The 9,667-nt window shown below is 54.8% G+C and carries 10 protein-coding genes; 2 read left to right on the plus strand and 8 right to left on the minus strand.

Annotated elements, in window-relative coordinates:
- Positions 1-2: 2 nt before the first annotated feature.
- The 3 genes from ACR0NN_RS12880 to ACR0NN_RS12890 form a co-directional block, all read right to left on the minus strand.
- Entirely contained in the window at positions 3-362 is a 360-nt protein-coding gene (locus ACR0NN_RS12880) for a group I truncated hemoglobin (protein WP_170723931.1), read from the minus strand.
- A gap of 117 nt (positions 363-479) precedes the next feature.
- Entirely contained in the window at positions 480-1,310 is an 831-nt protein-coding gene (locus tag ACR0NN_RS12885; protein WP_170723932.1) for a class I SAM-dependent methyltransferase, read from the minus strand.
- A gap of 78 nt (positions 1,311-1,388) precedes the next feature.
- Positions 1,389-2,201 (minus strand): alpha/beta fold hydrolase, encoded by an 813-nt coding sequence (locus ACR0NN_RS12890; RefSeq protein WP_480684821.1) that lies wholly within the window; start codon positions 2,199-2,201, stop codon positions 1,389-1,391.
- Positions 2,202-2,488: 287 nt separating this feature from the next.
- On the opposite strand from ACR0NN_RS12890, the gene ACR0NN_RS12895 reads away from it, so the two are divergent.
- Positions 2,489-4,720: a hybrid sensor histidine kinase/response regulator gene (locus tag ACR0NN_RS12895; RefSeq protein ID WP_480684823.1), complete on the plus strand. Its 2,232-nt coding sequence runs from the start codon at positions 2,489-2,491 to the stop codon at positions 4,718-4,720.
- On the plus strand, positions 4,713-5,426 hold the full coding sequence (locus tag ACR0NN_RS12900; RefSeq protein ID WP_170723935.1) for a response regulator: 714 nt from the start codon (positions 4,713-4,715) through the stop codon (positions 5,424-5,426). The genes ACR0NN_RS12895 and ACR0NN_RS12900 overlap by 8 nt, the downstream gene beginning before the upstream one ends.
- 85 nt (positions 5,427-5,511) lie before the next feature.
- On the opposite strand, the gene ACR0NN_RS12905 is transcribed toward ACR0NN_RS12900, so the two are convergent.
- The 5 genes from ACR0NN_RS12905 to ACR0NN_RS12925 are packed head-to-tail and all read right to left on the minus strand — an operon-like array spanning position 5,512 to position 9,588.
- A complete protein-coding gene (locus ACR0NN_RS12905; RefSeq protein ID WP_170723936.1) occupies positions 5,512-6,207 on the minus strand; it encodes an RraA family protein in 696 nt (231 codons plus the stop codon).
- On the minus strand, positions 6,204-6,899 hold the full coding sequence (locus ACR0NN_RS12910; RefSeq protein ID WP_480684825.1) for an alpha/beta fold hydrolase: 696 nt from the start codon (positions 6,897-6,899) through the stop codon (positions 6,204-6,206). Before ACR0NN_RS12910 ends, ACR0NN_RS12905 begins: the two co-directional genes overlap by 4 nt.
- Positions 6,896-8,020, minus strand: a complete 1,125-nt coding sequence (locus ACR0NN_RS12915) for a cobalamin-independent methionine synthase II family protein (protein WP_170723938.1) — start codon at positions 8,018-8,020, stop codon at positions 6,896-6,898. The genes ACR0NN_RS12910 and ACR0NN_RS12915 overlap by 4 nt, the downstream gene beginning before the upstream one ends.
- A 9-nt stretch (positions 8,021-8,029) precedes the next feature.
- A complete protein-coding gene (locus ACR0NN_RS12920; RefSeq protein WP_170686306.1) occupies positions 8,030-8,632 on the minus strand; it encodes a class I SAM-dependent methyltransferase in 603 nt (200 codons plus the stop codon).
- On the minus strand, positions 8,629-9,588 hold the full coding sequence (locus ACR0NN_RS12925) for a cupin domain-containing protein (protein WP_170686305.1): 960 nt from the start codon (positions 9,586-9,588) through the stop codon (positions 8,629-8,631). Before ACR0NN_RS12925 ends, ACR0NN_RS12920 begins: the two co-directional genes overlap by 4 nt.
- Positions 9,589-9,667: the final 79 nt, after the last annotated feature.

Genomic DNA, 9,667 nt, shown 5'->3' on the forward strand with positions numbered 1-9,667 from the left:
GTTTACCTAACAATCAGGGGACGGCGTTTGCTGAATTCCGCGACGACGACATCAATATCCTCGGCATCCACGCTGTGTTTCTCCAGCGCATCGCGGAGCACAACTTCCAACTCGTCGAAATGGTCATCTGTGATTGTGAGATGCGAGTGTAGCTGGCGCAGCTGATTGTCTGTGTAGGAGGCGGGGCCACCCAGCAGCGAGGCAATGAACTTGGTCTGATGATCGACCATCCGGCTCATGTCCACGTCGTCGAAGAAAGGGCCAACCTCATCATTGTCCAGAAGGATGTCATAGAATGAGAACACGATCTTGCTGATCTGTGAGAACCCACCGTATTTTTCGTAAAGTGTGCGTTCAGCCATAACAAAATCCCCCTTAAACCAATTAATAACAAGAAAATGGTGGATCGCCTACACTCGGCATCTCTCATCGTTCTCTGCCATCAAGGTCAAAGAACGATGAGCGGGTTAGTTGCGGTATCAACCACGTCGCAGGGTTATTTCTGCATATTCGGATGAAATGCAAAGCGTGTCATTGGTCGAAATGTCAAATTTCTCGATCAAAGCCATGATATCGCTACGCAGCGCCTCTTGCCCCGCATTATCCAGTGCGTCGAAGGCCTTTTGCATCGGGCCATAGAACGTCCGGAAATAATCCAGGAAGTGTTCAGCAGACCGGTAGCGGAACATGAAGTTTTTGCGCCGGAACGAAACGATATCGCACTCAGCACCGAAGGTATCTTCTACCCAATCCCGACTACCCCACTGTGCCGGAGAGCTGACGCCAGCGGGTGGCGGTACATGCTTGCCGATCGTCTTGAACAGCAGGCCAATGAAACTGTCTGGTGTCCAGTTGGCCATGCCAATCTTGCCGCCAGATTTCACCACACGCTGCAGTTCCGCTGCAGATTGCTGTTGGTTCGGTGTGAACATCACTCCGAATGTAGATACTACTGCGTCAAACGACTGATCCTCGAACGGCAGGTCCTCGGCATCGGCAACCTTGTAAGAGACGAAAAGGCCTTCGGCTTTGGCACGTTGGCTGCTGGCATCCAGCAGGGCCTCGACGTAATCGGTCGAGGTGACGTCGCAAAACCGGCGGGCGAAGGCCAGCGTGGCGTTGCCATTCCCGGCGGCCACGTCAAGAACTTTGGCGCCGGGCATCATATCCATGGCCTCGGCCAGTTCTTCGCCGGTGATTTGCAATGTCACGCCAACCTTGCTGTAATCTCCGGACCCCCAGGCGACATTCTGTTTTGCTTTGATCGCTGCAAAGTCTGTGGTGGCATTGATTGATGTTTGAATACCCATGTTCTTGCTCCTTTTGATGTAGTTCTGGTTCAACACCAGTGGTTTGATGAAGTGCCGCATCGCGAAATGCGGGTAGGATTATGCAGCTTGCTGCTGTGGCCAGCTGACGGCTTCGATGGGCCGTTCGACATTGGCCACATGTTCGAAAATTCGTGCGTTGACCCACTCGGGCTGGAAAACCGGCGCCATGTGGCCAAGCTCTGGCAGCAGCGCGATCCGCGCATTTGGCATCGCTTTTGCGATCTCGACTGAAACGTGCTGAGCGATCTCAGGCGACTCCAAACCGGTCATCACCAGTGTCGGAATTTCAAGCTTGGACAAATCCTTCAGGCGCCAGCTTTCAGCAAAGCCATTGGCAAAATCAGACATGACCGAGGGGATCATTTCAGCGAACCGATCCTGAACCTGCGCGGGCAGTGAATCCCAGAAACCATCTTCGTTCCAGAAGTCCAGAAATTGCTGCATCCCTGCGGCGGCATTGCCGTCCGCTGCCGCCGCAGTCACCACACCCGAGAGGAGTTGGATTTGCTGGAGCAGCTTTTGGCTGACATTGTTGCCGTCTTTGAGGAAATGAAACGCTGCAGGCTCGTAGACTGTCAGGCTTTTGATAAGATCAGGGCGCATCAGCGCGACCTTGATGGCAACACCGCCGCCGTTGGAATGCCCGACCAGATGTACTGGACGTCCGAAAGCCTCGATTTCCCGGATAACGGCAACTGCGGAAATTGCAGCACCTTTTTGGGACATGTCACCATTCAACGGTGCGCGACCGTAACCGGGCATATCGACAGCATGAACCTCAAAACGACCTTCAAGATCATTAATCAGTTGGTCCCATTGTCCGCTATTGGACGCCGAAGAATGCAACGCAAAAATAGGTGCGTTGGTCATCTCAGTAATTTTAAATGAAATAGTCATCGTTCTTACCCACTCGTATTTAAGATGGGTAATAACTGACCTTTTTATGTTTCATTGTGATGTCTGGAAGCGGTGCCCAGTGTTTCAGTTGTTGCTCTGTGAAGCAGGTCACACAACGCGCTATGGGGTTCGAAAACAAACAGGAATTTAGACCGGTGCTTGGCGGATTTGGCACTTACTGAAACAATTGAAACACACGACGCCGATTTTGAAATGGCATTGAAACAATGATATCCTAAAAATTCAGGATGACGATGGGCATGGCGAACGATCTTGAAGAAATCGAGAAGGCGAGGAACCTTCTTCGTGATGCGATCGAGTCTCTCAAAGAAGGGTTCGCCCTCTATGATGACGACCGCCGCCTTGTCCTGTTCAATCAACGATATGCCGAAATGAACAAGGGGGTTGCCGACCTTCTGGAACCGGGGCTGGACTGGGAAATCCTGATGCGTGAGACGGCACGCCGCGGGATATATGCGGACGCCATTGGCAACGAACAGAAATGGGTTTCAGACAGGTTGGCCAATGGGGTCGAGTTCATTCAGGATTTTGAACTGACTGAAACGGACGGGCGTACCTATCTGGTTTCAGTGCATCCAACCAAATTCGGCGGTTTCGTTGTAACACGAGAAGACATTACCGAACGCAAACAAGCCGAAGTTGAAGAGCGTGATGGCGACCTTCTGATCCGCAAGGTGCTGGATGCCAGTTCGGCAATCGTCACGATGGCGCGTATCGGCGATGGCCAGATATTGTATCGTACGCCTGCTGCATTGCAGATGTTCGGTCCATCCAAATCGGCACGACAGCATTATCTGAATCCCGAAGAGCGGGCGGATTTTGTTACTCAGCTGTTGGCTGATGGTCGCGTCGACGACTACAAACTCGATCTTTTAAGAGCGGATGGAACTCCTTTTCCAGCAACGATTTCATCACAGCTGATTGACTACAAAGGTGAAGAGGTCATCGTTACCAGCGTCATCGATTTGACGGTCCAGAAAGAGGCTGACGCGCTGATCCGGCAAGTGATGGAGGCCTATCCTGCCGCCATAAACATGACGCACGCCAATACAGGCAAGGTGCTGTTTGCCACGCCTGAGATTAAGGCACTGTTTGGCGAGGCCGAGAGCTCAAAATCATATTACGCGGACCCGAATGAACGCGAACGGTATCTAAGGGACCTTCGACAAGCCGGTGCGCTAAAGGATCGGCGGATGGAGTTCGTCGACGCAAAAGGGCGCAAGTTCTGGGGCGCGGATTCTTCTCGGTTGATCGAATTTAACGGCGAAGAAGTCATCGTATCCAATACGCGTGATCTGACAGATGAATTGGCCATCGAAGCTGAGTTGGAGAAGCAGCGCGAGCTTCTGTTTCAGAACGAAAAGATGTCGGCTCTGGGTGAGTTGCTAGCTGGAGTGGCGCATGAGCTCAACAACCCTTTGTCTGTAGTTGTCGGTCATTCGTTGATGTTGAAAGAAGAGATCACCGATCCCGACCTGACGACAAGGATCGAAAAGATCGGTAACGCGGCAGAGCGCTGTGCGAAGATCGTCAAAACCTTCCTTGCGATGGCGCGCCAGCAACCCAGCAAGATCGAACAGGTTGACGTGACCGGCATGATCGAGACCGCTGCTGATGTTGCCGGGTATGGAAGTACGTCGGGCGAAATTCAAATCAAACGAGATTTGCCTGATGATTTGCCGCCTGTTGCGGGGGACACTGACCAACTTACGCAAGTCGTGTTGAACCTTATTTTCAACGCTGAACAGGCGATGACATCATCTGGAATTGGCGATCACATCCGAATCTCGGCCGAAGTCAAGATTGACAAAGGCTTGGTTGAGATCGCGGTTGAAGACAATGGACCGGGAATTCCCAAAGCTATACGACCCCGTATTTTCGAGCCGTTTTTCACCACGAAAGAAGTTGGTGATGGAACCGGGATCGGCCTTGCGTTTTGCCACCGGATCATTCTGTCTCATGGTGGGCACATCAGGCTTGATCAGACCGCGAAATCGGGCACCTGTTTCCGTATCACGTTGCCGGTTGCTGTTCCACAAAACGGCGTAAAAGAAGAGACGCCCGAGCCGGTCGTGACTCTGAGCAAACACCGGGCTCTGGTGGTCGATGATGAGATCGAAGTGGGTGAGATCAATGCCGAGATTCTCAGGAGAGATGGATTTCACGTTGATTTCGTCTCGTCGGGCGAAGAGGCGCTGAATTGCCTGCAATCCAACACTTATGACGTGTTTCTGAGTGACATGAACATGCCCGGTGTCGACGGGCGCAAAATCTACGAGGCGCTGACATCGCGCTTCCCGAACATGTTGCAACGAACCGCTTACATCACGGGCGACACAATGGGCGAAAGCTCTTTGGGCTTACTCAAGGAATCTGGCCTTCCTTATCTGGAAAAGCCGGTATCGCCATCCGAACTCAGAAGTCTTGTCGCAAAACTTCTCGCCGACCAGAAGGATCAATCAGATGGATAATCAACAGACCCATATTTTGGTCTGCGACGATGAGGTCGACGTGCGTGAGATGCTTCAGGAATACCTGAATAAGCGCGGTTACAAAGTCTCGGCTGCTTCTGGCGGAGATGAGCTCAGGTCCATCATTTCGTCGACTGTGGTCGACGTCATGATCATGGACATCAATATGCCAAAAGAGGACGGGCTTTCCATTCTCAGGTCTCTGCGTCCTGAGAATACGACGCCCGTGATCATGCTGACAGCAGCAGGGGACGTTGTTGACCGGATCATCGGATTGGAGATGGGAGCCGATGATTATCTGGGTAAACCAGTGGACCTTCGTGAACTGGAAGCACGGATCAAGGCAATCCTGCGCCGCGGGGCGATCAACGATCAGGGGTCAGGCGACAGCTCTGACGGCGATCAGGCAAGTTTCGGCGACTACACGCTAGACAAGGAGGCAGCAAAACTCCTTGCGTCCGACGGTTCCGAGGTTCCGCTGACGGCGATGGAATACAGTTTGCTCAAGGTTTTTGCAGAAAACAAAGGGCGCGTGTTGAACCGCGACCAGCTTCTTGAACAAGCGCATGATCGGTCCTGGGACCCATTTGATCGCAGCATCGATATCAGGATTTCTCGGTTGCGCCGGAAACTTGAAAGCAACCCGGAAAAGCCCGAGATCATCAGAACAGTGCGCGGAATCGGATACCTGTATGATCCGAAATAGGTGTGGTTCCCGACTCTGTTTGGCCGGGAACCGCAATTTCTATCAGTCTGATGACTAGCTGTGGCAATCGCTTCAGATGCAGTCGTCAGACGCGTGCTTTTTCGAACGCTGTCCACGCCTGTTCGAAAGCGTCGAAGTCAAAGCCGGGCTTGCTGGCCGCGTCCAGGACGATCCGCTCGGTCGACAAGAGCTTTTGAATTGCGCCTTCCAGTTGATCAATGACGTCTTTGGGCACCACCAGCGCGCCGTGACGGTCAGCATGGATCAGCTCGCCTGGTTGGACGGTCAGGCCGAACACAGAAACCGGCGTGTCAATCTCACGGATATGCACGAAACCATGACTTGGCCCCACAGAACCGGCGACAACGGGGAAGCCTTCGGGTACGTCCCCGAGATCACGCATGACGCCATTGGTCAATGCGCCGGACATGCCGAACCCTTTGTGGACCGTCGTGTTGATCTCACCCCAATAAGCGCCGATGCAATCGGGGAAATCCAGATCCTCGATCACGGCGACCGATGGGCTGGGGGCTTCGGCCATGTATCTATAGTATGCCATGCGGCGGGCCTTGATGACATCTGCGGCTTCGGTCGGCGGGTTGACCGCAGCGATTTTGGCGGTGCGCGCATAGCCGACTATCGCGGGCTCTTCTGGGGCCGAGCATAGCATTGTGCCGCGCGTAAACCGGTCAAACCCACGCTTGCCTTGCGCCACTTCGATGGCGTTGCAGACGGTTGGTGTATCAACTTTGCGGAGCAGGGTTAAAAGGGACGGGGTCATGTGTCCTCCAGCCAGCGGAACAGCGCCGCTATCGTTTCATTGGGTTGTTCAAGTGTGGGCAGGTGACCCGCCCCTTCGATAATCTGGAGCGTGCTGTTGGACAGTAGGTCGTGCATCAGCTCGTGGCGTGCAACCGGGCACAACCCATCGTCGCGCCCGCATAAGACCAGCGCTTTGCCAGAGTAGGCCGCCAGGGTTTCACACTGGTCGGGACGGTTCATCAGGGCCTGCGACTGGCGCAGGAAAACCTCGGGGCCCAGATCGGTCGCCATTTCCATGCAAAGGTCCAGAATTGCGCCCTGCCGCGGCCCATCAGCCAGATAGTTGGGCTTCATCTCGTCGCGCATGACATGCCGCAAACGCCCCTCGCGCACGGCGACCATTTGAGGCGCGCGGCGTGCCTTTACCTCGGGCGTTTCCGCCAGCGGATTGGTGTCAAGCAACGCAAGGTGTGAGACTCGGTCAGGCGCCTGACGCAGCACCTCCATGGCGATGATACCGCCCATCGACAGACCCGCGATCGCGAACGATGGCGGGGCGTTTCGCAGGATGTCGTCAACCATCGCCTCAACACTGTCATGCTGGCTTAGCGGAAAGGTCATCAAAGGTCGGCTGTTCGACAGCGCGTTTATCTGGGGACCAAACAGCCGCGCATCGCACATCATCCCGGGCAGAAGGATGAGGGGTGTCATGCCGATGCCAGTTTTGCCCCTTCGGACAAGCTTGCCAGTTTGGCATAGGCGATCTGCGGATCGACCGCACCGAAGCCCGCAAAGGTACCAAACCCGCAATCGCTACCTGCAATCACGCGATCGGCACCCACAATCCCGGTAAACCGTTCAATCCGCTGAGCTACCAGTTCAGGGTGCTCGACGAAATTGGTGGTCGTATCGACCACTCCGGGCACCAATACTTTGTCATCAGGTATTTCGGCCTTACGGTCTCGAAACACGGTCCATTCATGGGCATGGCGGGGGTTTGAGGTCTCGAACAAAACATAGCGCGACTTGGTCGCCATCAGGGTGCTGAACACCTTGTCCATCGCGATATCGCAGCAATGTGGGCCTTCATAGTTGCCCCAGCAAATATGCACCCGAACCCGATCCTGCGGGACGTTCTGCAGCGCATGGTTCAGGGCCTCGACATGCATGTCGGCGATCTTGAGGAATTCATCATCAGACAGATCGGTAAACAGCATATGGCGTGAGAGAGCCAAATCTGGGCAATCAAGCTGGAGATCCAGCCCGGCGGCTACGATTGTTTCGTATTCCTCTTTCATCGCATCGGCCAAGGCGGCCAGATAAGCCTCGCGCGTGGGGTAAAAATCATTCTGCAGAAACAGAGAGATCACGCCGGGCGATGCGGCATTCATAAAGCCGCGTTCAACCCCATGCTGTGCCATAGCGGCTTTGAGGTTGGCGATATCCTTCTCCAGCTCACCTTGCCCTTTCGAGCGGACCTCGCCGGTACACATGGGGCGGGCATATTGGGGTGTGCCACCATCGTCTGCCAGCCGCTGCAAGAAACCAGGAAACATCTTCAGGTCCGCAGGTGCGTTGCGCGGGCTGTCACCCGAGAAGCCAGTATAACGGTCCTTGACATAAGTCGCATATGAGATCTTTGAGGTCTCGCCATCGCTCACGATATCGACACCGGCCTCGGCCTGTTTGCGCACAGTTTCAGCGACGGCATCAGCCATACAAGCATCAAATGCGTCGGCGTCGAAGGCTTCTTCGTTTTCGCGGGCAAAGATGAAATCCACGACCTCTTGCGTTCTGGGAAGAGACCCAACATGTGTGGTTTTTATGGTCATAAGGGTACCTTAGTTCTTTCTTGCCATCAGGATCGTATGGCTTTGTGTTTCAGGGTCTTCGGCCAGAAAGCCAGTCATTTGCAGCCCGTTTTCTTCCAGACACATGGCATAGCCAGCAGGGGACAACGAGGCGTGATAAACAGGCTCTGTGCCAACAGTGCCGGTAACCTCACCGGCGCGGGGACCGACAGTCAGCATCAGCACACCACCGGGCCGCAGATGACGCGCCATCCGTGCGATACAGACCTGTTGTTCATCTGCCGTCAGATGGAAGAAACTGTTCCAGGCAATGATCCCGTCGAACTGCTGATCCAGTTCGAATTCCCGCATATCCGCTTTGCGCCAATCCCCGTCCGGCCAACGGTCGCGCGCGATCTTTAGCATCGCTTCCGAAAAATCGACACCGGTGACAGTAAAGCCCTCGGCCATGAACCAGCGGGCGATCGGATCGCCCGTGCCACATCCAAGGTCCAGCACGTGGTCACCCGGTGTAAGGCTGGCGGTAAAGCGCGCCAACCAGCGCGCTTCGAACAAAGCCTTCGAGCGACGTTTGTCATACTCTGACGCCTGCCGCTCATAGACACCGTGCGTATCGTCAGGACCTGCGCTCATCCTGTCCAGGTTGCCCCGGCAGGATCATCGGTTGCAGTGATCCGGTATAGACCTGCCTGTCCTGTCATCGAAGGTTGGACACTGTAAGATTCACCGGGCAGAACCACAGCTGTATCGCCATTGGACAGGGTAGTCTCAAACCCGTCGACCGACACTAGCCAATGACCGCTGGCGGGCATCAGAACCACCGGCTTATCGGCTTTGACCGCTTCGGTCGCACTCGAGCCGCGCCCGAGGAAGTCGACCTCGAACCCCGGTTTGTCTTTGATCAGACCATGTTCGCCGATCACCACCGCCGGTTTGTTGGCCGACAGAGCCATCAGGTCCCAGTAACGAGCGACGTATTTGCCCACCACATCCTCGACCGGGACCTCAGGGTAATCTTTCAACTGCTCTTCGGTCAGCAGCGGCATTGGGCGCACATTGTGGGGCAGTTCCTGACCCTTTTTAGAATCGTAGAGAACGCCGTTGTCACCCAGCATCAGACCATGCGCCCGCGCGTCCTCGATCACCTGCGGTGCCCAAGTCACGCCGCCGCCTGCGTCATCTCCACCAAGGATCGACATGATCATGCCGTAGTCCTGGCCAACATTCTCGAAACCACGGAAGATACCGGTCGGGATGTTAAAGATATCACCCTCTTCAGCGATGAACTCACCTGCTGTGCCATGACGGCCCCAGAAGAACCGCCAGCGGCCCTTGGCGACAAAGAAGACCTCGGCAGTTGTGTGGCTGTGCAGTGAGTTGCGGCATTTCGGAGGCTGACCCGCCGCGCCGATGTTAAAGCCGATCTTGTCGGTGATGTGCACGTGTTGATCGGGTGATTCCGACACGCCGCCGCCGACGATAGTAAAATTCTCTTTCTGATCGCTGCCCGGTGTATGGGCGTCGATAAACGCGGTTTTACAGGGCTTAAGCTCACCGTAGCGGACGATGCGTTGTTGGATAGTGCTCATAAATCTCTCCATTGGTTTGGTGCATGCGATAGGGACTTGGCCTATCGCGCACCGGGAGGACGATTGTTCAAACGCTTAG

This window comes from Ruegeria sp. BA2, from assembly GCF_056539605.1.

Excerpts from the sequence above, each read along its gene's own strand:
- ACR0NN_RS12900 (WP_170723935.1), top strand. The coding sequence starts at position 4,713 with ATGGATAATCAACAGACCCATATTTTGGTCTGCGACGATGAGGTCGAC.
- ACR0NN_RS12910 (WP_480684825.1), bottom strand. The coding sequence starts at position 6,899 with ATGACACCCCTCATCCTTCTGCCCGGGATGATGTGCGATGCGCGGCTG.
- ACR0NN_RS12915 (WP_170723938.1), bottom strand. The coding sequence starts at position 8,020 with ATGACCATAAAAACCACACATGTTGGGTCTCTTCCCAGAACGCAAGAG.
- ACR0NN_RS12925 (WP_170686305.1), bottom strand. The coding sequence starts at position 9,588 with ATGAGCACTATCCAACAACGCATCGTCCGCTACGGTGAGCTTAAGCCC.
- ACR0NN_RS12880 (WP_170723931.1), bottom strand. The coding sequence starts at position 362 with ATGGCTGAACGCACACTTTACGAAAAATACGGTGGGTTCTCACAGATC.
- ACR0NN_RS12905 (WP_170723936.1), bottom strand. The coding sequence starts at position 6,207 with ATGACCCCGTCCCTTTTAACCCTGCTCCGCAAAGTTGATACACCAACC.
- ACR0NN_RS12885 (WP_170723932.1), bottom strand. The coding sequence starts at position 1,310 with ATGGGTATTCAAACATCAATCAATGCCACCACAGACTTTGCAGCGATC.
- ACR0NN_RS12920 (WP_170686306.1), bottom strand. The coding sequence starts at position 8,632 with ATGAGCGCAGGTCCTGACGATACGCACGGTGTCTATGAGCGGCAGGCG.
- ACR0NN_RS12890 (WP_480684821.1), bottom strand. The coding sequence starts at position 2,201 with ATGACCAACGCACCTATTTTTGCGTTGCATTCTTCGGCGTCCAATAGC.
- ACR0NN_RS12895 (WP_480684823.1), top strand. The coding sequence starts at position 2,489 with ATGGCGAACGATCTTGAAGAAATCGAGAAGGCGAGGAACCTTCTTCGT.